Below are 22,513 nucleotides of genomic sequence, written 5' to 3'. Positions count from 1 at the left end.
ATTTTTGCCCGCTTACGCTTCTGTTTTGTCGGATACGCCTACGAGTTGATTGTAATACTTGTACGAATTTTTGCCGCTGTACTTGACGGCGTAAGCCGCCTGGTCCGCCATGTGGAACAGCGCGTCGTAATCGCCGCAAAAATGCTCGGCGAGCGCGATGCCCATGCTTATGCTAACATCAAACCCGTCAAGCGGTTTTGTAAGGCAGTTGAAAATACGCTTGACCTGCGGTTCGGGATCGCCGTTGTACTGCATGAAAATTATATATTCGTCGCCGCCCATGCGCGCGCACACGTCGGACGCACGGGTGTTGTTTTTCATTCTGTCGGCTATCGTTTTTAACAGCGTGTCGCCGAACAAATGTCCGTGCACGTCGTTGGCGACTTTCAGATTGTCGAGGTCGAAAAACAACAGCGCGTATTTTTTATCGCCCGCGTCGGACAGCAGTTTGGATATTTTGCGCTTGGCGGCTTGGTGGTTCAGCAGACCCGTGAGCGCGTCGTGGTCGGCAAGCTGTTCGAGCTGTTGCATTTCCTCCGTTTCGTTGTTCACGTCCACGAGTTTGCCGAGCGCGCCGTCGAACTTGGGGTTTTCGTCGTCGCTCCACAGCGTTTGGACAATGACCTTATTCCACTTGTTTTGACCGCGGATATTGAGCAAATATTTTTCCTCTACTATCGGGTTTTCGGGCGTGGTTTCCGCCATGCGCGTCATGAGCCTGTTGAAATCGACTTTGGAAAACACGCGAGTGCCGAAATCGCTTTCGCGCGGGTTGATTATCTTTTCGGGCAAGCCCAAATATTCCGCGCTCCACTCCGACAACTTTATCATCTCCGGCGACGAAAAATACTCGAACAGCACTTCGTGCGAGAGCTGGGCGTAGAATCTGTACTTCATACGCTCGTGCTCCAACAGGCGTATCGTTCTGTCGGACAAGTCCGACCCCGACGATTTGAGCATTTGCTCGACGTTGACTTGCAAGCTCTGTTCCATTTTATGCTCGGGCGAAACCTCGTGCAATTCCTTTTCGAGCTTATCTTTTATGTCGTCGAGGCATTTTAATAAGAGCGGGTTGAACGCGCCGCACTCGCCGTTCTGAATCATTTGCACAGCCTTTTCATGAGTGAAGCTGTCCTTATATACGCGTTTGCTCGTGAGCGCGTCGTACACGTCCGCGAGCGCGACGACCTGCGCCGAAATGGGTATGTCGTCGCCTTTCAAGCCGTCGGGATAGCCGCTTCCGTCGTACCGCTCGTGATGCCAACGGCAAATTTCGCAACTGATTTTTATCAGCATTTCGTTGCGGCGATACGGCAAATCTTTTAACAGTTTTTCGCCGTCCGCGGCGTGATTTTTCATTATTTCAAACTCTTCGCGAGTGAGCCGCCCGGGCTTATTGAGTATGGCTTCGGGCACGGACATTTTGCCTATATCGTGCAATGCCGAGGCGTTGCATATAGTTTTTATTTCGGCTGGCGTGAGCGGGTATTTATCGGTAATGGTAAGCAGGTGCTTTAATATCATTTCCGTAAACGTGCTTACGTGCAAAATGTGCAAGCCGCTTTCGCCGTTGCGGAACTCGACAATGTGCGACAGAATTTCGACCATAAGCCTGTTGTCGCGCTCGTGCTCGTACACCTGCGTTGACAGCATTTCCGCCATTTCGCGCTGTTTGACCGACAGCATGTAGTTGCTTGTTACGCGGTGCTTGACGGTGCGCTCGTCGAACGGACGGCTGATGTAATCTACCGCGCCGAGGTCGTAAGCTCGGTCTATGTACGACGAACTTGTTTCCGCGGAAATCATGATGACGGGGATATTTTTTATCCAGCCCTTTTTGTTCATCATGGCAAGCACTTCGAACCCGTCCATTTGCGGCATGACTATATCGAGCAGCATGAGCGAAATTTCCAGCTCGTGCTCCTGTAACATGACAACGGCATCCATGCCGTTTTCCGCTTCCATAATGTCGAATTCGCCCGCCAGCATATCCGACAGCAACGAACGGTTGAGTTCGGAGTCGTCAACTATCAGAATTTTCTTTTTGTCGTTCGCGTACTTCGCGCCGCCGTGAATTTTCATTTTGCACCTTTTGAACTCTTTGTTTCGTCGAGTATTTTTATTACAAGCTGTTTGAGTTTATCCATATCGATAGGCTTTGCAAGATGCGCGTTCATGCCCGAATCGATTGCGGCTTTTACGTCGTCGTCGAACGCGTTTGCCGTCATTGCTATAATAGGTATGGTCTTGGCGCGCTTGTGCTTGCTCGCACGGATTGCGCGCGCCGCTTCGTAACCGTTCATCACGGGCATTTGTATGTCCATGAATATTATGTCGTACTGCCCGACCTTGGATGCGGTGAACTTATCCACAGCTTCCTGTCCGTTGCTCGCAATGTCGCACGAAACTTCTTCTATATCCAAAAGTTCGGTAAGAATTTCGGCGTTGATTTCGTTGTCCTCCGCCGCGAGCACTTTAAGACCTTTGAGCGACATGTTTTCGGGTTCGGGATTGACTTCCGCCGCCGCGCCGTCGCTGCGAATTTCCATGACCGCGCGTTTGAAGTTGGACACGAAGAACGGTTTGGACATGAAAAGGTCTATGCCCGCCGCGCGCGCTTCCGCCTCGATGTCGTCGAAGCTGTACGACGTGAGCACCATGATAGGCAGGTCGCGCCCCACTTTTTCGCGTATTCTGCGCGCCGTTTCCACGCCGTCCATGCTCGGCATTTTCCAGTCCAAAAGCACGATGTGAAAATCCTTTTTATCGTTTGTCGCTTTTTCGACGGCTTTTATGGCGTCCTGACCCGTTATCGCATACTCTACGTCCACGCCCGTGCCAGCCATAAGTTCCTTGATGTCCATACAGACGTCTTCTTCGTCGTCCACGACCAGAACGCGCGTAACGTTGTGGTGCACCCAGAAATCTGCGTCCTCGGGCACGCTCTCGGCGATTTCCAGTTCCAGCTCGACGGTGAACGTAGTGCCCTTGCCCGGTTCGCTGTCCACGGTTATGACGCCGCCCATTAGATCGACTATGTTCTTGGTTATAGCCATGCCCAGACCCGTGCCCTGTATGCTCTTGGTCTTGTCTGTGGTTTCGCGGCTAAACGGCTCGAATATGGTTTTTACATATTCCTCGCTCATGCCTATGCCGTTATCCGCAACGGTGAAACGCAAGTGCGCATGGTTGTGCACGGTCTGCTTCATTGTTTCCACTTTGAGCGCGATTTGTCCGCCTTCCGGCGTGTACTTGACCGCGTTGGACAGGATATTGAGCATTATTTGATTGAGCCGCAGTTTGTCGCCCATGACGATTTCGGGGATATTTCCCTTGGTATGAACGTCCAGCGTCTGATTTTTGGCGTTGGTCTGCGCGATTATCATGGAATAAAGTTCTTCGATAAATTCGGGCAAACGGAACTCCTCTTTATTGAGCGACGTTTTGCCGCTTTCTATCTTGCTCATATCGAGAATATCGTTTATAAGGCTTAACAGGTGCTGTCCCGAATAGGTTATCTTCCGAGTGTACTCGCGCACCTTTTCGCCGTTGTCCGCGTCCTTTGCAAGCAATGTCGCGTAGCCTATAATCGCATTCATAGGCGTGCGAATATCGTGCGACATATTGGACAGGAAGTTGCTCTTTGCCGCGTTTGCGTTTTTGGCAATCGTGAGCAACTGATCGAGCCTGTCGTACATTTGCCGCTCCTTGGTGCGGTCGGAGAACATGGTAACTATTCTGTCCTTGCCGTTGATCTTGGAACGATACAGCGACATGTGGAACCATATTTGCTCGTCCTCGCTGTTTATGTTGCGCATGCAAATATCGCGTTCCCATACACCGCCGTCTTCCAGTTTTTTAAGCCCTTCTGTTGTGAACGGTCTATATTTTTCCACCGCCGCGTCCAGCATTTTGCGGAAGTCGGCGCGCACTTCGTCGAGATTGAGCCCGAGCAGTTTTTCGACGTTTGCGCTTACGTATTCCGCCTTAAAATCCTCCGGCGAGAACACTATAAACATATCGCGAGTGTTTTCGGTGAGCATATCCAACAGCCCCTCGCGCGACTTGACTTCGAGCGCCTTTTCCTTGTATCGCCTACGGCTCGTCGTTATGTACAGCCATAAGACGACAGCCGCGAGTATTACGAATATGACCGCCATTACCATTATGGTGACGGTGCGGAACCAGTCCATACTACTGTTGACAACCGAACTCGGCACTGCGCCGATAAACATCCAGCCGCCGAACCCGACGGGCATGTACGTGAGGTAATATTCCACGTCGCCGACGGTAATCAGCATAGTATCCGACTTTTGGTCTTTCCAGTCTTGCTCAATCTGCGATACGTTTTTGTCGGAAATAGTAATGTTGCTTCCGCGCAAAAACTCCAAATAGTTATCGCGCAAATCGCGTTCGAGATTGGACTGCAACAGCACGTTGCCGTCGGGAAGAACGACATAGCAAACGCCCTGATTTTTGAACACGTTAATGGCGAGAGCGTTGCTCATGTCTTGGGAACTGTAACTTATGCCAATCGCATAATACTCGAATCCGTCTATTATGTTTTTGTATTCGCTGTCGTCCGATTTGAGCGACATCGCAAACATCATGAACTGCGAGCCTTCGTCGCCATCCTCGATATTGCCGACTACTCCGCCCTCGTCGGCGGCGATAAGATTTTGAATTTTGCGACGCGTGCGAATATTTATAGGCTCGCCGTCAATGCGTTTGACCTCTACGACGTTGTTAAACTCGTCCTCGCCTGCGGTTTCCGCCGTGTGTTCGTTGCCGATAAAATAAAAATCGGTAAAGCCCCAGAGTTGCTTTTGCTGTTTCATAAAACTGCCGAACTCCTCGCGGCGCGCGGCGCGGTCGGCGTCGTCGTAACCCGCAGAACTGCCGTTTATTATATTTACGGAGTTGTCTATGTACTGATTCCACCCGTTTAGAAGTTTGCGGTTGCTTTCAATCGTCTGCGACATCGACGAATTGATTTGTTCGTAAATTTCCGTAAGGTGTTCTTTACTCTCCTTGAAAATATGATGCGAGGCAAAGATAGCATACAGCACCGCCGTTATTACAACGGCGACAGCACACACCGCAATTATAATTCCGTCCCGCAGCTTTCTGTGATTCATTACAAAAACTCCTTAACCTTTGCCGCTTGCCGTAATATATTTGTATGTGCAAAACGGCGTACCGTAGCTATTATATCACAACTTTTCGCAACGATCAAGGGCTGCAAGGGCATATTTCGCTCAACCTCGGCAAAATATTATCTTTTCCGTCCGCAAAACTCTCCCCCGACGTTTTTTTGCACGCAAAAACGGGAAGAACGTTTTTCGTCCTTCCCGCCTCGATATTGCGCTCGACCGTCGCTTTACTCGCTTTTGCCGTCACATTCGTTATCGCCGTCGCTTTCCGCACAGTCGCCGATAATCGGTGCGATCTCGCGATCGCCCGTCAAGTCGGTTAAAGTCATGCCGCACGTCGTCCGGTCGTTCGAGTCGCCGAGCTGCGCGCCGTCCGCTACGGGCGACGCGACTATGCCCAGCACCACAAGCAGCGAGCACACGGCGTTGATTACCGCGCTTGCCGTTTGGTCGCCCACGTCCACGCCGAACGCGCTCAATATCAGGAACACCGACCCGATAAGCCCCGCCCAAAAACTTTTGCTTTTTATTCTGTCTTTTATATTCAACCGCAATTCCTCCTTTATTTGCGCCGCGCGCTGTTGCGCGGTATCGCTTGCCGCGCCCGCGGATTGTTACCGTCCGTACTTGTCGTATAGTTTGGTATAATAGTAGTTTGACAGATGCTGACGGTACAGCGTGTGGTTGCGAATTTCGAGTTTTGCCTCCTGCTTGTCGAGCGACGCGAGATATTTGTCCATACTGTCGTAAACCGATTTGAACAGTTTGTCGCGCTCGGACGCGGACAAGCCGTCCGCGCTGTTCGCCTTTTTCTTTTGCTCGATAGCGGCGGAAAACAGATCGCTTTCCGTCTTTAATTTGTCCGCGTCGAGCTTGGCTTGCTTTTCGCGCACGGAGTTGTTAAAGCTCGTCACGCGCTCGATTTTTTGGTCGCGCTCGGCTTTCAGCTCGGCTATTTTTTGGTTGAGCCGCGTCGCATACGACAGGTTGAAGTCGTCCAGCGCGGCGCGCAGTTTGCCGTCCGCCGCGGCTATTTCGCCGTCGAGCTCGGCTATCTTTTTGCCGTAACTTTTTTCGACGTCGGCGTTGCGCTTTAAATACTCTCTTTCCAGTTCGCTCCTACCCACCGCCGCCACCGACGATCGCGCAAGCCCGCGCTTGATTGCGTCGTTATCGACGGCGCGCACCGCGGCTTCGTAATTTTCGGCAAGCGTCGCGCGCTCGCCGTCGCGGTCGGAAATATACGCGTCGCGCACGGCGGTGTTTTGCTTGACCTCGTTTTCCGACCTGTCGCGTATGGCTTGGATTTGGTCGGCGCGATCGTTTGCGAGGCTGTTTTCCGCCTCGACCGCCAAATACTCGTCGGTGGGCGGAGTGTACTCTATTTCGTTAAGCGCGGTTTGCGACAGCGTCGGTTTGCCGACCGAACCGAACGCCGACGACTCCAACCGTTTGATTTCCTCTTCCAGCTTATTCCGCTCTTCCGAGTTGTTTGGATATTTTTCCATGGGTTTCGTACTTCTCCTTATACAGATTGTAGCGGTACAGGTCGTAAGCGCGCATGACGTTTCGACAGGTGTCGAGCCGTCCGAACGCCTTTAACGGGCTGTCCGCGCGGCGGATCTTATCCCCGCCGCTTACGCCGACGTCGTCGCGCACTCGCAACCTCCCGCGCGCTTGGGTTTGCCGCGGCGCGGCACCGTTGCGCTTTTTATTTCGCCGACGTCCGAACGCAGTTCGGACAGGTCGTCCGCCAGTCTGTTTACGTCGGTCTTGACTTGTTCGACGTCGGTCTTGACTGTTTTTACCGCGTCCAGCCTGTCGGTGAGCGCGCGTATCGTCTGCGTATATTTGCGCTCGCGGTTGCGGCTGTCGCGCAGTTCGTACACGAGCAGACCGCAAAACAGCACGGCGAACAGCCCGTTTGCAACGACGAGCGACACTATTTGCTCCATTGTTTTATCCCCCTTATACTGTTGCGTTACAGCCACGCCCCGCCGAAAACCATGACCTTGGCGTTGTTGTCCGTGCCCGAAATCCACAGGTCGTTTTCGCCCGCGGGCAATACCGCGAAACAGACGGTACTGCCGCTCGCCAACGTTTGGTCGCCGAATTTTACGTTTGCCGTGCCGTCGAACCTTACTATTACAGCCGCGCTTCCGTCCGATCGGATCTTGCCGAACACGCGTCTGTTTTGCCCGTCCGTGTGCACGCTTTTAACCGTGATTCGGGTTTTGCTTTTTACATAGCAGCGCAACATTTCCATGCCCGCCGTCGCGTCCTCCGCCAGGGACAGCGCGCGCACCGATTTATCCATTACATCTTCCTCCGATATTTTATTACCGTGTTCTATCGCCGTCAGTACGACGAATATACGACCGTCGGCGCTTGGATTTCGCAGTAGCCCGCGTCGCAGTCTATTGCGAGCGAAACGCGCTTGCCGTTAAAGTTAAGGCGCACGCGCCTGTCGCCCGATTTGACCGCGACCGTCTTTTGCTTTTGCCCCGACGCGAGCGTTACGTTACACGCGCAATCTGTTTTTATGTACAGTTCTCGCAACACCTTTGTGCGGTCGGGCGTTGCGAAGTCCGACGCGGGGCTTTGCCAGCGTTTGGGCAACGGCGCGCCGAACCTGCACCCGTCGGCGCACAGCACGCCGCTCGCCGTTCCGTCGCGGCACATCAAAAAGTCCTCGCCGTCGTACACGCACTTGTTCATGAACCGCACATCCATGCCGCGCGTCACCGAATACTCGCCCGTCACGGGGTCGAACGCGAGCAGTCCGTTTGTCACGAACTCGCCGCTCTCGCACCCCACTTGCTTGCCGTCGCGGAAGTTCATGCGGCACGCAAGATAATACTTTCCGTCGGCATATGCGGACGCGCAGTCGTCGTTGGGCGCGATCAGTCCGTCGAGGTTGGCAAGCGCGCGGCGGCACTCGTACCCGTCGAACATATACAGCCCGTCGGACGCGAGGAACATTATGCCCGCGCCGCACGTCGCTATGCTCGACGGGTATATGCGCCCCGTCGTTACGAACAGGTTGAGCACCGAAAATTCGCGCTGGTCGCCGAACGCCGTTACTCGGCTTATGCCGTGGTCGCGGAATATGTACAGGTAACTGCCGAACGACACGACCTTGTTAAGTTCGCCGCGCTCGTCCAACAATTCTATGAACCCGCCGCCGTCCGCCCCGACGTTCCAGTTGGTCGGGTCGAGGTCGTCCGAAAAGAACACCTTTGTCGGCTCTGCCGAGCTGGTGACGAACAGCCGCTCGTAATGTATAGCCATTGACGAAATGGTCGGGCTGTTTTGGTATTCGTTTATCGCCGTGCCGTCCCACACGATTAACTTTCTGCCCTCGCCCGACATAAGCAATACGTCTTTGGAATTGAGCCTGTAATTGAGCGCGTTTATGGGCGGGTACGCAACGCCCGAAATGTACAGCGTTTTGCCCAAGACGGGATCGTAATAGCGAAGTATACCGTTTTTAAGTTGAAACACGTACTGATCGACGTACCCGCCCGTCTTGTCCGAAAAGTATCTGTACACCCAATACCGCACCGCGTCTTTCGGCACGACGGCGTGCGACTTTATTCCGCACGCGGGGCGTAACGCGCCCGACGAACAGTCGAAGTTGTAACACTCCGCCGCGGTGTTGAAGTCGAGCACGCTCTCGTTGCTTTTTACGTCCGTTGCGCCGAACCCGCCCAACCGCTTGCGGTATTTGGGCACGGTCGGTATTTTAAGCCTTGACATCGTATCCTCCCGTCATTTCGTCCGCCGCGCTTTACGCAAGCCACGCGCGCCGCGGCATAACCGCTCTGCGCCGTATGCGCTTGTTTTCCGCCTCGGCGTTATACCGCTGATCCCACACGCTCGCTTCGTCCGTCCTGCCCGTGACAAGACAGAAATTGCGCGCCGTGAGATAAGCAAGCATTTCTTTGTCCGCGCCCGCGCCGACGGCTACACCGTCGTCCGCGCCCGCGTCCTTATACTGCGGCGCAAAAGTCACCTCGAACGTTCCGTCGAACGGCGTTTTTACGCCGCGCCCGTCAAACGTAAAATGCACCGCGCGTCCGCCCGCAGACACCTCGCGCACCGCGCTTACATCGCCGATTGCCGCAAGCGGGATAACCCCGTTTCGGCTCTCCGCCTTTACGACGGACAGCACGGGGAAATCACCCGCGGCTTCCGCGGCGGCGAGGTTTACGCACTTTATAAGCGTGAGCGCGTCGCCGTCCGTTATCTCGGATGCTTGCGCGTTCTCGCCGTCCGCTTCGCCCGATAATATTGCCGCAATGTCGTCCGCCTGCAAAATCGCCGCGGCGGACAACGCTATCTGTCGAACCGTCACAATGCGCCTCCTCCCGCGCACGCGGCAACCGCTCCGTCAACGGCGGCGCGTATTCGCCGCGCTTCGATACGCGCGTTGTCGCGTTCCATGCGTTCGGTGATTTGCGCGACGCGCTCGGCACGGGTATAGAGCACGCGCCTTACCGTGCGTTCGTCCAGCCTGTCGTAAGGCAGGACGAGGCAAAGCGTGTGCGCGTCCTTTTTGTTGTGCACCTCGAACTTGCCGGTCTTGTAGTTGAGGAACACGAAATACCCGTCGTCTATGCTTTTGAGCCGACGGCAAACGCCGAACATATCGTCGTCTATAACCCGACCCGTCAACGCGTTATCCCCGTGAGAACAGCCTGACCGTTGGGCTTTTGGCAGATGAGATCGCAATACTTGACGAGCGTCGCGGTGTACGTCGGTTTGCCCTGATTTTGGCGCAAAATCTTGCCGTTTTCGGTTTCGATGAAACGCCAATCGCAAAGCTGATGAAGTTTGAACGCCTTTGTGTTGAGCAGATACATACTGCCGTCGGGCACAAACCTGTCATATACGAGCGGCAAGCCGTTGTACGACAGCGTTTTAAACCCGCCCTCCAATTCCATTATGTCGATATTTCGTTTGTATGACGACATGTATTCTATAAACGAATATTTTGCGTCCTGCGAGCACGCCAAGAAATCGACGGTAGAACCCGCGTCGTTTTCGAGCGCGTCGATAGCTTCCTGCATGACGATTTCGTCAATCGCGCCGCCGACGTTCTTTGTGTACGGGTTTAAAAAGGGGTGCGCCGACTTTTGCACGCCGTAAATACTCGATCCGTTAAACAGCGCGCCTATGCCGGTTATTTCCTTGTCTTTCGAGCCTTGAACGTACATTTTGTCGCCCGCCGCGAGCGTTACCGTCGCGCCGTCGAGCGTTACGGTTTTTTGCGCTCTGTCCACATACGAAATACGCGCCGTGCCCTTTTTAGTTCCGTTCGCGCCGTATACGTCTACGGCAAGCCCTTCTATAAGGTTGCGCGCGGTGTCGCATACGATCGTGTTGTCGCTCGTCGATTTTTCGGCGAACGTCGCCAACAGCCCCGTGCCGTCGCCGTAAAGCATACGCCCGAGGTTGAACTTGGACGCGTTGAGCAAGCCTTCGAGCTCGGCGTTCAAAAGGTCGGTAAACGCGCCGCGCCCGTCCGCAGACGCGCGAATAGCTTTGTCCGAAATTTCGATTTGACCGTACAGGTTTTTGAGCGTCGTCACAAACTGCAAGTAGTTGTTGCCGAACGCCGCGGGCAAGTCGCCGTCTTCGTCGCCCGCGCCCACGCCGCCGTTTATGCCGAACTTGGCGGCGGTGCGTATTTCCTTACCCCACACGTCCGAGGACGTTTGTTCTATCTTGGACAACAGCGGGTTGACCCGCGTGTTTAAAAGGTCGGTGACCGTTCCGAGGTATACCGATTTGAGCGCGTTTTCCGCATTTTGCAATGTTACCATGTTTTTCTCCTTGATAATAAATTTTAAAGTCTTTCGTTTAACAGCTCATCGGCGAGCAACTTCGCTTCGTACAGCGTGCGCGGTCGCTTGACGGGCGCAATAACCGCCATGCCCGCGGGCGAAACGCAATGCGCCCTGCCGCCCAACAACTTCTGCTTGTAACGCGCGACGCACGCGTCCATGATTTCGGGCAACGCCGCAAGCGTTTCGGCAAAATCCGCCGCATTTTGCACCACCGTTTCCAGCGCGCGCCTCGCCGCGCTTTGCGCGTCGTCCTCCCCGTCCGCAGCGCATGCGCCGCACTGCGTCATACTCGCCGTCGCCGCGACTTCGGCAGTCGCGTCCTGCGGCGCGGCAGTATCGTCGAACGGGTCGTTCGGATCGGACGTATCCGCCGCGCGGGCAAAATTTTCGGCGGGCGGCGGCGTAGCGACCGCTGTTGCGATCGGCGGCGCGCCGTCCCGTTCCGCATCGCTATTCGGCGGCGGCGAGGGCGGATCGCCCGTCGGCTTGTCCGCTTCGGCTTGCGCGTTAAAAAGTTCGAGTTGCGCTTGTAACCGTTTTAACGATTGGCACTTTTTGGTAAACTCGCTTTCGAGCGCGTTATAAGCCGCGAGCAGGTCGCCCGCCGTTTTGAACTTTCCGTATTCGCCCGCGTTTTCGGGCGGCACGGAGTTTCCGTCTGTTTGGTTTTTCATGATATCCTCCTTTTACGCTGTTGCCGTCGATTGCCGTGCGGCGGGCGCAGTCGATTGTTCGGGCGCGGCGGTAAGCGCGATCGCGGCGCGGTGTTCTTTAATGTGCGCTTTGAGCCGTTCCGCTTTTTTGCCCGTCGGGCACTCCGACAACAGATATTTGACGTGCGCGTCCGCGTGCAGTTCGTGATCGTCGAACTCGTTTATTTTGTACGCGTCCTTTAAGTTTTCCGTTTCTGCGCGCGACACATGGACCTGCGCGAGGTCTATGTCGCTGTCCCAACCGCCGTAGCCGAGCGCTTCCAAAAATCTGTGCTTTTGCGTTTCGCTCATCTTGCCCTCGGCGTCGGACAGCAAGCCCATTTTAAACAGTTCGATCATCATGTTTTGCCGCATGGCGGGCGTGGACAGCAGTTCGTTGTCGGTCGTGAATATTACGTCGTCGCTCGATATGTCGGAAGCCGACCACCGCACAAGCTCGACTTGTCCGTTTTGCCCCGCAATGCGCGCGAGCCGCGAATCCGACCCGAATTGCTTATACAGGCGCAGTATGTGCCGCGCTATGTCGCGCGCCGCGATACGCACGTACTCGGCGGACAGCGACAGGCGCGTGTCGTCCTGCTCGATAAGCAGTTGCAACGCCACGCCGCTCATATTGGCGGACACCGCTTCCGACGACCGCATGATTTCGCTTACTCCGCTTATCTTGGTGAACTCGTTGAGCAGGCGCGCTTCTTCCGTATCGAACGCGGTCGGCACCGAACCCATGTCCACCATGCGCGGCGGGGTCGCGCCCTGTCTGTACACCAAAATCTTGCCGGGGGAAATGCCTTCCTGTTCGAGGTTGTCTATATCGACCGACCCGTCCTCCACCGCCATTACGCCCATGGACAGCCTGTTCATAAACTCGTGCTTGCGGTTTTTGACAGCGTTGTACGCGCGCTGAACGGGTATGGATCGCTCGACCACCGACGCGCCGAAAAAGCAACCCGCGTTGACCAACGACACCTGTTTTATAAACGGAATCTCGCGCCTGCCGTCCACGCCGTTGATATACGGCAACGCGCCGTAATACAACAGCACGCCGTTGGCGACGACGGCAAGCTCGCCGTCGGGCTTGTCGGACGACGGCGCGACGTACCGCTCTATAAGCACCGCGCTGTGCTCGGCGACCGTGGGCGCGAGCTTATTTAGCGCGCTGTTTGCCACAAGCCCCCCGCCGACCGCCGCGGACGACAGACCTATTACGTCGCTTGTTTCGGGCTGAACGGTCTTGCCGTAAACGCGTTTAAGTTCGTCCACGTCCACCGCGCGGGCGCGGATAATCGATCGGCAATCGCTTACGTTTTGCGCAAAGATGTTGTCGGGATATATTTCAAACGGCGGAACTACGCTCGCGCAAACGTCGCCCTCGAACACGCCGTCCGAAATTTCCAGCCCCGCGCGCGCGTCCCAGCCTATGTAATAAAAACCCGTGCCGCATATTTCCGACCACATTGTGCCGTCCGTCAAAAGCGCGTCCACGTCCAGTCTGTCGCAAGCGGAATTGAGTATCTTTGTCGCGTTTTTCGCCGTCTTTACGTCGCCGTCGTCCGACGAGAACGGGCGTACCGTAAGCGACGGGCGCACGGTGTTCAGCTTGGCTTGGCGCGTTTCGACAATGGCGGAAATGTGGTTAAACACCTCGCGTTCCTGCCAATAGTAATCGCGTTCGACGTCGGCTATTTCGCCCGTGGGAAGCGCCGTGCAATACTGATTGCCCATGTAAAAATTCATGTTCAACCGCCACTGCGTTTCGTAAGGCCGCCTTGCCTCGACTCGCGCCGCAAAGTCGCGCTTGACGTCGGCTATAATATCCTCGCGAAATTCCCTCGTCATTGCCCGCCGTCCTTTGCGCGTTTTTTGCGCGCCGTTTCCACCGATTTAGGCACGACCGCCGCGCCTATCGCCGTGTACAGCTCGTTGAGGCACTTGTCGCATGCGAATATCCGCCCGCGTATTCCCACGCGGTCAAACTTGACCGCCCGCGTCGCGCGGTTCTTGCACGCGCCCAGCTCGCACTTTACGTTGTGCTTGCACTCGATTACTTCCATAATTCCTCCCGTAAAATAATAAAGAATAATTGTTTGTCTGCCTGTTAATCCCACCGCCCGCCGCAACAGCCACGTCATACAATCGTGCACAACGCCGCCGCGCTACGTCTGTTTTTCCGCCTTGCCGCGCCGCCCGTCCATGAGCATTTTAAGCAACCGCTCTTTTTCGGCTTGGAGCACGTCGTCGGGAATATCGAGCGCGTCGGTGTTGTCGAGCGCCATTTTCGCGGCGGTCATATCGGGCGGAACGTCCTTTGTCGTTATCTTTCGCTTGACCAGTTCGAGCGAACCGTCCACAAGCGCGTATTCCTCCACCACCTCGCGCGCGGCGTAACCGCAGGCGCGCTTTGTCACCGCGTCCAAAATATCGTCCTTGGTCGTCATGCCCGTCGCCTCCCCGTAACGCGGCGAATAAGCCGTTCTTTGTCGAGCGCGATTTCGCTTTTGACTTCCGCGCGGCGCGGAGGCGCGGGGCGCGACATCAGGTAGTATCGCAGTTCGTCCAGACAGTGGTCGTCCGTTTTTACCGGACGGTCGCCGTCGCCCCAGCGGTAGCTTTTAAGCTCTCGGATAAGATTGACGCACGTGTCGAATATAAAGATTCGCGGCTTGCCGTCGGTCGACAGATATTGCTTGACGCGGTTGATTCCGCTGAACAAATCTTTATTGACCCGCGTGTCGGCGAGTATGCCGTTTTCGCAAAACAGTTCCGCGACCGACTTGTCGGCGTTGAGCGTGTGTTGCGCCGCCGCGCTGTCGATAAGCGCGTACAGCCTGCCCCGCCCGTCGGTGTGCCAGCCCAGCCGTGCGCTTATATTTTTTATCGCCGCGGCGTGGTGCGCGACGGGCTTGCCCGCCTCAAAGTGTTCGGCAACGACATAGACGTTTCCGTCGTAATCCACCGCGTACCAATGGCAGGACAACGGATTGTTCAACCCCGGGTCGATAGACAGTCGGTCCTGCCAGTCGCGCGGTATGTCGAATGGCGGGATTACGTGCGTGCGCTCGTCAAACTCCGTATACACCGCGCCTTTGGCTTCGGTAAACCGCCCGTATCGCCTGACGTTAAGCTCGTCGTCGGACATAGCCGCGGAAATACGCGCGACTTCGTCGCCGTCCAAGTACGGATTGTCCGACCACTCCATGAAAATATGCCACACTTCGGGGTCGGCGTTGCAGTTGAGGTAAATGCGTTTGTACACGAATGTCAAGCCCAAAAGGGGCGTCATCGTGCCGAATATCAAGCCCTTTTTATCGACGACGCGCATGGCGCACTCGTCGTAAATATCTTCGGGCGGCTCCTCGTCAAACCACACATAGTCGAGCGACGCGCCCGCAAACTTGTCGCGCCCCGACTCGCACGTTTTGAAACATATCGTGCTTATCGTGCCGAACACGTTTTTCACCGCTATATAATCGATAATGCCGCCCGACGGATTTTGCGCCTTGCCGCTCTCCATAACTACGTCCGCAATCCAGTCGGGATTGAGATAGCGCAGTATCTTTTTTTGCGCGACCTCGCGTTGCACCGCGCGCGACAGCGACACCACCCAACCGTCGGTGCGCTTGTTGTCGCGGTACGGGTGTATGCCTCGCGCAAGCCACACCGTTTCCGCCGCGCCGCACTCCGTCTTGCCCGTGCGGTTGCCGCCGAACACCCAGCGGTTGCGCTTTTTGCAACGGTGGAATTCCATTTGCTTGACGTGCACTCTGTCCGTGTTGTACCGCGCCAACGCGTTGTTTTTATACCTGCGTTTCTGCTCGCGCTCTATATCCAAAATTCGCCGAATAATATCCCGCAACCTTTGCCCCTCCCCCCATAGACAAAAAACCGCGCCGCCCCGAATACGCAATTCCGCCGCGTCGTAAAAATTCCACCCTAAACGACAAAACAAGTCAACTCTCGCAACCGCCCGTCTGTTAAACTTAACAGACCCATGGCAACTATTTGTTCGGTAATAACCGCGCTTACGTTTTTTATAATGCCCGCGCAAACAACGCTTTACGATTCGACCGCAAGCCCTATTGTCGAGCTTCCCGCGGGGTATTTCGTACTGCAAAACTCCGACGACGCGCCCGACGGGTTTATTTCCGTCATTTACGACGATCTCACGGGCTACGTCAAGGCGGACAGCGTGCAACAAGTGGACTATACCCCCGTCACCAAGTACGAAAAAACCGTGATGTTCGACTGCGACAACGACGGTCAACCCGTCAACCTGCGCAAAGAACCGAAGCGTTCCGCAGAAGTGCTTACCGTGCTCTCGCCCGATTCGGTCGGACACTGTTACGGCTCTATCGAAGGCGACGCGCTAATCGCAGACGCGGGCAAACTGTGGTACTACGTCAATGTCAACGGCACGCGCGGCTACTGCTATTACGCGCATATCAAAGTGCCGCCCACACCGCCGAATATTATCGAAAAAGAACCGCCGCCCGACGAACCGACCGTGACCGAGCCGACGGACGAAACCCCGCCGCAAACAATGTCTCGCATAACGGCGATTATTTTCATAGTCGCGCTGTGCATACCCGTGCCGTTTATTATGTTTTACCTGTTCCGCAAGCCCAAGGACGAATAACGCCCGCGGGCTTTTTATTCGCTGCCCGTTTTGTTTGCCTCCCCCTCGCTCCGCTATACGTCGCGCCGCAATGCGAATACAATCACGTCGCGCCAATCGTCGCGTCCGCCGCCGAATGCGCAGGCAGATACCGCCGCGCCGCGCGCGGTCGCTTTATCAGTTTAAACAGGTACGAAAATTCCTTTTCCGCTTTTTGCAATGTGTACCCCGCCCGCACAAGCTGGCGCGCCGCAAGCTCGTAATAATCGCACGCCGCGCCGCATGCCGCGCACGACCGCAATAAATCAAACTTTTCACCCAACCCGTCCTCGATAAACCCGTACAACACTTTAAGATTGCACAGGTCGATCCGCCTGTCGTCAAGCGCGTACAACTTTTTTATCACCTTGTCGGCGGGCGACGTCATGTCCGCAATAACGCTCTCTTGCTCCTTTTCGATACTGTCCTGCAACCCGTAAATAAGCGGGTTTATAAGTATGATGTTTTCTATTATTTTTCGTTCCGCACTGCGCATAACTCGATCTCCTTTCGCAATTTTCACGCGCAGTCTATCACGTATTTACTGACAGCATTATGTCAACATATGCAATTCGAATAAATAATTGCAAAATATTTAAGCCGATAAAAACCCAACAAAAAAACAACGCCGAAAAGCGTTGTTTATAATTGTTTGCGATTGTTTTTTATTGTATTTTTTGTGTACGAACGGCTAACATAACAAACTACTCGCCCGCCGTCGGGGTTTCGCCGTCAATACCGTCCGCAACGCTGTTTTCGGGCACGCCGTCCGCTTGACCGTCGTCCGCGGGAAGATCGACAGACGGCGCGGGCGCAGAAGCGTCTGCGGAAGTATCTTCGTCGGGAGCAGGCGCGTCGGGCGTCTTTTCGGGGATAAGCGAATTGCTGTCGAAAACGAACGCACTGCCCGCGACGTTTTCGTCGATAAACGCGTTAAAAGTCTGCGAGTACGCCTCTCGGTCGGTAGCGAACGACAAAGCGTGCGCCGCGTCGGGCACGGTAAAGAATTGCTTGTTTTGAGAACCGCAACTGTCGAACAGTTTTTGACCGAGCGCGGTGGGCACAAACTTGTCCGCCTCGCCGTGAATGAACAGCGCGGGCACGGTCATGTTTTTGGCAAGCGCGGCAATATCCGCGTCGCCGAGCGCATAGCCGTGAACGAGCCGCACGCCGACGGACAGCGGAAGCAACCCGATAGACTTGGGCACTCTGCCGATGTGCGCGGAGTAAATATCCACGTGCGAGGAGAACCCGCAATCGTCGATAACGCATTTGACTTGCGGCGGAGGATTCATGCCGGCGGCGGCAACGACGGTTGATCCGCCCATAGAAACGCCGCACAGCGCAATAGACACGTTCGCACCGAACATGTCGATAATTTTATCTATCCAGCGCAACAGGTCGAAGCGGTCGAGCCACGCCATGCCGACTTTGCCGCCCGACTCGCCGTGCCCGCGCATGGACGGGAGCAAAACGTCGAACCCTCTGTCGTAAAACAGTTTGGCTTGCACCTGCATGGACTTTTGCGTCGCGCCGTAACCGTGACAGCAGATAGCGACGCGCGCTTGCGACTGTTTTTGCCGTATGAGCGACGCGCAGAGCGCGACGCCGTCGTAAGCAACCAAGCCGACTTTTTCGGTAACATCCGAAACGCCCGCAAACCACTCGCCGTTCACGCCGTAACGTTCGGGATCATTTACCGTGTTAGGCTTGACAACGGGAGGCTTACGCCTACCGAGAATAATATGCACCGCGGCGAGCGAGCCGACCAAAAACGCTACGGCGAGCGCCGCAACAACGCACGCCGCAATAATCAAAGCAATCATCCAACCCTGCATTACACAAAGCCTCCGTAACGGTATTGTACCATACCCTCCCCGACCTTGTCAAGCGCAATATCCGACCGCGCCGCGCGCGAGCCCGCAATTCGCTTGACCTATCGCGTTTAACATGATATATTATTAAGGATAAAGCCCCGCGCTTCCGTAGTTAAATGGATATAATAAACCCCTCCTAAGTGTGCGGTATATCCAACGGAAACATAGAAAAACGGTAGTTTTGGATAGAAAAAAGGCTGTTTTGACGTACTTTTTACAACTGAATACAGAATCGGTATAATTTCCGGTATAAAATATTTTGCGTGTGTTCGCGTGGCGTAATAGGATAACGCAATCGCCTCCTAAGCGATAGACTGTGGGTTCGATTCCCGCCGCGAACGCCAAGGCAACGACCGAGATAAATTCTCGGTCGTTTTTCTATGCCGTAATATTGTTCAGCGCGTTAAGTGCCGTATCTTGCGTATCGGGTATAAAGTGGCTGTACACTTTAAGCGTTACCGTCGAATCGCTATGTCCCATATACTTGCTTACCGTTTGTATCGGAACATTCTGCGATAAAAGCAAACTGCAATATGTATGCCGTAAGCCATGACAGGTAACTTCTTTCATTTTCCATTCTCGTTCATAGCGTTTCAGATACTGTCCTACCGAGTGCGGAAAGATAGGCAAACGGTAAATATTAACGGCTAAGTAGTATTCGTCAGCTTTTCCGATATGCACCCCTGTCGAAAGACAAATAAATAATCTAATTTTACAAATTTATTGCAACTGACTGACTAACTTTGTTACTTCTTCTTGCTATTCTATACTTGTCAAACGACAAAAATAAAAAATTCAAGGAGAAACAAAATGAAAAAAGTAGGCAAAATTTTGGCAAGTGCGCTTTGCGTTGCCACGTTGGTATGCGGAACACTCGGTGCAATGACGGGTTGCGGCAGTAAAAAAGAAAGCATTACCGTTTCGGGTTCGTCTTCCGTTACACCCATAATGGAAAAACTTGCGGCGGAATACGAAAAGACGCACGACGTAAGAATTACGGTAAATATGTCTTCGTCCGGCGCGGGCATAAGCGATACGCAAAAAGGCTTAAACGATTTCGGTATGTCTTCGCGTGAATTGAAGTCGAGCGAAACGGGCGTTATCGGTACAACTCTTTGTATGGACGGAATCGCTCTTATCGTCAATAAAGATTGTTCTGTTACGGACGTTAGCAAAACCGACGTGAAAGCGCTCTATGAAAGCGGTACTGCAATTCCCGACACTACGATAACGGCGGCAATCGGCAGAGATGCGTCAAGCGGAACGCGCACGGCGTTCGACGAGCTTTTGAAAATCGAAAACGGTTACGCTACGAGCGTTGCCACGCTTGCCGAAACAGGTAACGTAATCGAAGCGATACAAGGCTCGACAAACAGCATAGGCTACATATCTTACGGCAGTCTGAAAAGTACGGTTAAAGCGGTAAGTTTAGACGGTGTTGCTTGCACGGTGGAAAACATTATGAATAACACTTATGCTCTGCAACGTCCGTTCGTTATCGTACTCAAAGAAAACGGAACGCTGTCGGCGGCGGCACAAGGCTTTTACGATTATATTATGAGTGCGGAAGCTCAAACGGTTATAACGGGCGCGGGTTATATTTCGGTAAAGTGATATGACTACGCTTACAAAGATTAAAACGGCAAAGTTTTTTTCAAAGGAAAATATCGCAAAGGCAATATTTATAGCCCTTGCGGCATTTTCCATTCTTGCCGTATTTACGATTATCGGTTATTTGCTTTATGCAAGCATACCCGCTTTTCGTGATATAGGTTTTTTCAAGTTTATTTTCGGCTCTGAATGGTCGGCAAAATCGGAAACTTTCGGAATATGGCGAATGATTGTCGGCACGTTCTTTCTTACCGTATGCGCCGTTCTGCTCGGCGGAACGCTTGCGATATTTACGGCGATTTGGCTTGTATTCTACTGTCCTAAACGATTGAAAAAGATATATACGCAAATCGTAAATTTGCTTGCGGGTATTCCGTCTATCGTGTACGGTCTGCTCGGGTATAAATTTTTAATGCCGCTACTCGTCGATATATTCCACCCGAATAATGCGGGTTTCGGACTTTTGGCGTGTACGCTTATTCTCTCGATTATGATATTACCGACGATAACTTCCATAACCAAAAACAGTTTGGAAGCAGTACCCATGCACTACTACGAAGGCGCGCTTGCGCTCGGCTGTTCAAAAAATCAAGCGGTATGGAAAGTTTTACTACCCGCCGCAAAGAGCGGAATTATATCGGCAATCATACTCGGCATAGGTCGGGCAATCGGCGAAACAATGGCTGTTCAGATGATAGTGGGTAACGGTTCGGGTTATCCGTTCGGTGCGTTCGTGCCGTTTACCACGCTCACAAGCAATATCGTACAGAATTGGGGTTATGCAACGCCGTCCGAACAGTCTGCGCTTATTGCCGACGGGTTCGTATTGCTTATCTTTATACTCATACTTAATCTTTGCCTTATGGCTGTAAAAAAGGACAGCAAGGGCGGCAATAAATTCTTCTCTCGTAGATTGAGAGAAAGCGATCAGAAAGATACGTTAAAAAGCTATCGTCGCACGGGTAGCTCTTGCGATGCGCTATGGATAGTTTCTTGGGTTATTTCTTTGCTGGTTGCGTTCGTTCTCGCATTTATCGTAATATTCGTTTTCGTAAAAGGCTTTCCGCATTTGAGTACTGATTTTATGTTCGGGGAAAGCGGTAACGCACACACGACGCTTGCGCCCGCTTTTGTATCAACTACAATGCTTATAGGTCTTGCGCTGTTGCTTGCTTTGCCGCTCGGTGTAGGCGCGGCAATCTTTTTGAACGAGTATGCAAAGAAAGGAAGCATTTTCGTTAAAGTGATACGCCTGTTCGTCGATACGCTTGCCGGTATTCCGTCGATAATATTCGGGCTGTTCGGAATGGTATTCTTTGTAATCGGTATGAATATGGGCTATTCTCTATGGGCGGGCGGTATTACTTTGGCTCTTATCATTTTGCCGACGATTATACGCAGCACCGAACAAAGTTTATCGGAAGTGCCCGACAGTATGCGTGAAGCAAGTTACGCTCTCGGCGCGGGAAAATTACGGACGATTTTCGTTGTCGTTCTGCCGCAGGCAATTACGGGAATTATAACGTCGATTATCCTTTCTATCGGGCGAATCGTAAACGAAAGCGCGGCTCTCATATTTACGGTGGGCTCGGCATCTACTTTTATTCCGCAAGGTTACGGTGATAGCGCGGCAAGTTTCGCCGTTCTCGTATGGAAGTTTATGAGTAACGGCTTGCAAGTAAACGAAGCCTACGCTACGGCAAGCATATTGCTTATATTCGTCATCATACTTAACTTACTCGTTTCACTTATGGAATGGTTATTTAATCGGAGAAAAAAGATATGAAAAAACACATTATAGAGCAATTTGATTTGAGCGGCGATATTGCCGTTTCGGTCAAGGAAATGAATTTATACTACGGCTCGTTTCACGCGTTAAAAAGCATTTATATGGATTTTCCGAAAAATAAACTCACTGCTTTAATCGGTCCGAGCGGTTGCGGCAAATCCACGCTCATAAAATCGCTTAATAGAATGAACGATTTAATCGAAGGCTGTAAAATCACGGGTGAAATCAAAATCGGCAACACCGATGTTTACGCAAGGAAAACAGATTTGTCGCGCCTTCGGAAAAACGTGGGTATGGTATTCCAACGCCCCAACCCGCTTGCTATGAGCGTTTACGATAATATTGCATACGGACCGCGCACGTTCGGAATACGCGCCAAAAGTGAATTGGACGGGATAGTCGAAAGCTCGCTCAAAGGCGCGGCTATGTGGGACGAAGTGAAAGACAGATTAAATAAATCCGCGCTCGGTCTTTCGGGCGGTCAACAACAAAGGCTCTGTATTGCCCGTGCGCTGTCCGTTGAACCGCAAATTCTTTTAATGGACGAGCCGACGAGTGCGCTCGATCCCATTTCTACCGGAAAAATAGAAGAACTCTGTCTTGAACTCAAAAAGAATATGACCATTATTATGGTAACGCACAATATGCAGCAGGCGTTCAGAATAGCCGACTATACGGCGTACTTCCTTTTGGGCGAAATGATTGAAATGGACGAAACGAAAAAGTTGTTTGCTCATCCGCAGAACAAAAAAACAGACGATTATATCAACGGCAGATTTGGTTGATATTACAATTTTATTACAAGCGGCATATTCTCAACACTTTATTTATCAAACAAAAAATGATATAATTAAAGCAAGGTGATAT

23 protein-coding genes and 1 tRNA gene are annotated in these 22,513 nt (G+C 53.2%); 5 read left to right on the top strand and 19 right to left on the bottom strand.

Annotation, left to right across the window (positions count from 1 at the left end; all coding sequences use genetic code 11):
• Positions 1 to 12: 12 nt before the first annotated feature.
• The 16 genes from NFR57_RS02255 to NFR57_RS02180 form a co-directional block, all read right to left on the bottom strand.
• On the bottom strand, positions 13 to 2,082 hold the full coding sequence (locus tag NFR57_RS02255) for a bifunctional diguanylate cyclase/phosphohydrolase (RefSeq protein WP_251182211.1): 2,070 nt from the start codon (positions 2,080 to 2,082) through the stop codon (positions 13 to 15).
• Complete coding sequence (locus NFR57_RS02250) at positions 2,079 to 5,138, bottom strand: response regulator (protein WP_251182210.1); 3,060 nt, start codon at positions 5,136 to 5,138, stop codon at positions 2,079 to 2,081. The genes NFR57_RS02255 and NFR57_RS02250 overlap by 4 nt, the downstream gene beginning before the upstream one ends.
• Positions 5,139 to 5,380: 242 nt before the next feature.
• A complete protein-coding gene (locus NFR57_RS02245) occupies positions 5,381 to 5,701 on the bottom strand; it encodes a phage holin (protein WP_251182209.1) in 321 nt (106 codons plus the stop codon).
• 66 nt (positions 5,702 to 5,767) lie between these two features.
• Entirely contained in the window at positions 5,768 to 6,661 is an 894-nt protein-coding gene (locus tag NFR57_RS02240; protein ID WP_251182208.1) for a DUF7934 family protein, read from the bottom strand.
• Positions 6,624 to 6,812 (bottom strand): hypothetical protein, encoded by a 189-nt coding sequence (locus NFR57_RS02235; RefSeq protein WP_251182207.1) that lies wholly within the window; start codon positions 6,810 to 6,812, stop codon positions 6,624 to 6,626. Before NFR57_RS02235 ends, NFR57_RS02240 begins: the two co-directional genes overlap by 38 nt.
• Complete coding sequence (locus tag NFR57_RS02230) at positions 6,791 to 7,108, bottom strand: BhlA/UviB family holin-like peptide (protein ID WP_251182206.1); 318 nt, start codon at positions 7,106 to 7,108, stop codon at positions 6,791 to 6,793. The genes NFR57_RS02235 and NFR57_RS02230 overlap by 22 nt, the downstream gene beginning before the upstream one ends.
• A gap of 26 nt (positions 7,109 to 7,134) precedes the next feature.
• Positions 7,135 to 7,470 (bottom strand): hypothetical protein, encoded by a 336-nt coding sequence (locus NFR57_RS02225; RefSeq protein WP_251182205.1) that lies wholly within the window; start codon positions 7,468 to 7,470, stop codon positions 7,135 to 7,137.
• 41 nt (positions 7,471 to 7,511) lie between these two features.
• Positions 7,512 to 8,912 (bottom strand): hypothetical protein, encoded by a 1,401-nt coding sequence (locus NFR57_RS02220; RefSeq protein WP_251182204.1) that lies wholly within the window; start codon positions 8,910 to 8,912, stop codon positions 7,512 to 7,514.
• Between the two features lie 31 nt (positions 8,913 to 8,943).
• The gene (locus tag NFR57_RS02215) at positions 8,944 to 9,510 is read right to left on the bottom strand and encodes a hypothetical protein (protein WP_251182203.1); all 567 of its coding nucleotides are present in this window, start codon (positions 9,508 to 9,510) and stop codon (positions 8,944 to 8,946) included.
• Complete coding sequence (locus NFR57_RS02210; RefSeq protein ID WP_251182202.1) at positions 9,507 to 9,830, bottom strand: hypothetical protein; 324 nt, start codon at positions 9,828 to 9,830, stop codon at positions 9,507 to 9,509. Before NFR57_RS02210 ends, NFR57_RS02215 begins: the two co-directional genes overlap by 4 nt.
• A complete protein-coding gene (locus NFR57_RS02205) occupies positions 9,827 to 10,981 on the bottom strand; it encodes a phage major capsid protein (protein ID WP_251182201.1) in 1,155 nt (384 codons plus the stop codon). The genes NFR57_RS02210 and NFR57_RS02205 overlap by 4 nt, the downstream gene beginning before the upstream one ends.
• Positions 10,982 to 11,004: 23 nt before the next feature.
• On the bottom strand, positions 11,005 to 11,679 hold the full coding sequence (locus tag NFR57_RS02200; RefSeq protein WP_251182200.1) for a hypothetical protein: 675 nt from the start codon (positions 11,677 to 11,679) through the stop codon (positions 11,005 to 11,007).
• A 12-nt stretch (positions 11,680 to 11,691) separates the two neighbouring features.
• Positions 11,692 to 13,554 (bottom strand): portal protein, encoded by a 1,863-nt coding sequence (locus tag NFR57_RS02195; RefSeq protein ID WP_251182199.1) that lies wholly within the window; start codon positions 13,552 to 13,554, stop codon positions 11,692 to 11,694.
• Complete coding sequence (locus NFR57_RS02190) at positions 13,551 to 13,769, bottom strand: hypothetical protein (RefSeq protein ID WP_251182198.1); 219 nt, start codon at positions 13,767 to 13,769, stop codon at positions 13,551 to 13,553. Before NFR57_RS02190 ends, NFR57_RS02195 begins: the two co-directional genes overlap by 4 nt.
• 102 nt (positions 13,770 to 13,871) lie before the next feature.
• Positions 13,872 to 14,153, bottom strand: coding sequence for a hypothetical protein (locus tag NFR57_RS02185; RefSeq protein WP_251182197.1), 282 nt, complete (start codon positions 14,151 to 14,153; stop codon positions 13,872 to 13,874).
• Positions 14,150 to 15,571 carry a terminase large subunit domain-containing protein gene (locus tag NFR57_RS02180; RefSeq protein WP_251182196.1) on the bottom strand — a complete coding sequence of 474 codons (1,422 nt, stop codon included), beginning with the start codon at positions 15,569 to 15,571 and terminating at the stop codon, positions 14,150 to 14,152. The genes NFR57_RS02185 and NFR57_RS02180 overlap by 4 nt, the downstream gene beginning before the upstream one ends.
• 135 nt (positions 15,572 to 15,706) lie before the next feature.
• On the opposite strand from NFR57_RS02180, the gene NFR57_RS02175 reads away from it, so the two are divergent.
• Positions 15,707 to 16,351 (top strand): SH3 domain-containing protein, encoded by a 645-nt coding sequence (locus tag NFR57_RS02175; protein ID WP_251182195.1) that lies wholly within the window; start codon positions 15,707 to 15,709, stop codon positions 16,349 to 16,351.
• An 82-nt stretch (positions 16,352 to 16,433) separates the two neighbouring features.
• Here NFR57_RS02175 and NFR57_RS02170 read toward each other — a convergent pair whose 3' ends face one another.
• Together NFR57_RS02170 and NFR57_RS02165 are read right to left on the bottom strand one after the other, a co-directional pair.
• Positions 16,434 to 16,865 (bottom strand): hypothetical protein, encoded by a 432-nt coding sequence (locus NFR57_RS02170; protein ID WP_251182194.1) that lies wholly within the window; start codon positions 16,863 to 16,865, stop codon positions 16,434 to 16,436.
• Between the two features lie 208 nt (positions 16,866 to 17,073).
• Positions 17,074 to 18,207 (bottom strand): alpha/beta hydrolase, encoded by a 1,134-nt coding sequence (locus NFR57_RS02165; protein WP_251182193.1) that lies wholly within the window; start codon positions 18,205 to 18,207, stop codon positions 17,074 to 17,076.
• 306 nt (positions 18,208 to 18,513) lie between these two features.
• Here NFR57_RS02165 and NFR57_RS02160 point away from each other — a divergent pair.
• Positions 18,514 to 18,590, top strand: a tRNA-Arg gene (locus NFR57_RS02160).
• Positions 18,591 to 18,624: 34 nt separating this feature from the next.
• Here the strand turns inward: NFR57_RS02160 and NFR57_RS08695 are convergent.
• The gene (locus NFR57_RS08695; RefSeq protein ID WP_275557166.1) at positions 18,625 to 18,927 is read right to left on the bottom strand and encodes a tyrosine-type recombinase/integrase; all 303 of its coding nucleotides are present in this window, start codon (positions 18,925 to 18,927) and stop codon (positions 18,625 to 18,627) included.
• A 129-nt stretch (positions 18,928 to 19,056) separates the two neighbouring features.
• On the opposite strand from NFR57_RS08695, the gene NFR57_RS02150 reads away from it, so the two are divergent.
• From NFR57_RS02150 to pstB, 3 genes are read left to right on the top strand one after another with little or no spacing between them, the layout of a single operon-like run.
• The gene (locus tag NFR57_RS02150) at positions 19,057 to 19,860 is read left to right on the top strand and encodes a substrate-binding domain-containing protein (RefSeq protein WP_251182191.1); all 804 of its coding nucleotides are present in this window, start codon (positions 19,057 to 19,059) and stop codon (positions 19,858 to 19,860) included.
• 1 nt (position 19,861) lies between these two features.
• Positions 19,862 to 21,643, top strand: coding sequence for a phosphate ABC transporter permease PstA (gene pstA / locus NFR57_RS02145; protein WP_251182190.1), 1,782 nt, complete (start codon positions 19,862 to 19,864; stop codon positions 21,641 to 21,643).
• Entirely contained in the window at positions 21,640 to 22,431 is a 792-nt protein-coding gene (gene pstB, locus NFR57_RS02140) for a phosphate ABC transporter ATP-binding protein PstB (protein ID WP_251182189.1), read from the top strand. The genes pstA and pstB overlap by 4 nt, the downstream gene beginning before the upstream one ends.
• Positions 22,432 to 22,513 lie beyond the last annotated feature (82 nt).

The organism is Anaerocaecibacter muris (assembly GCF_943192945.1).
Lineage (GTDB): Bacteria > Bacillota > Clostridia > Christensenellales > Pumilibacteraceae > Anaerocaecibacter > Anaerocaecibacter muris.
Note: the sequence above shows the minus strand (reverse complement) of the source record. Positions and strands in the feature narration are given on the sequence as shown.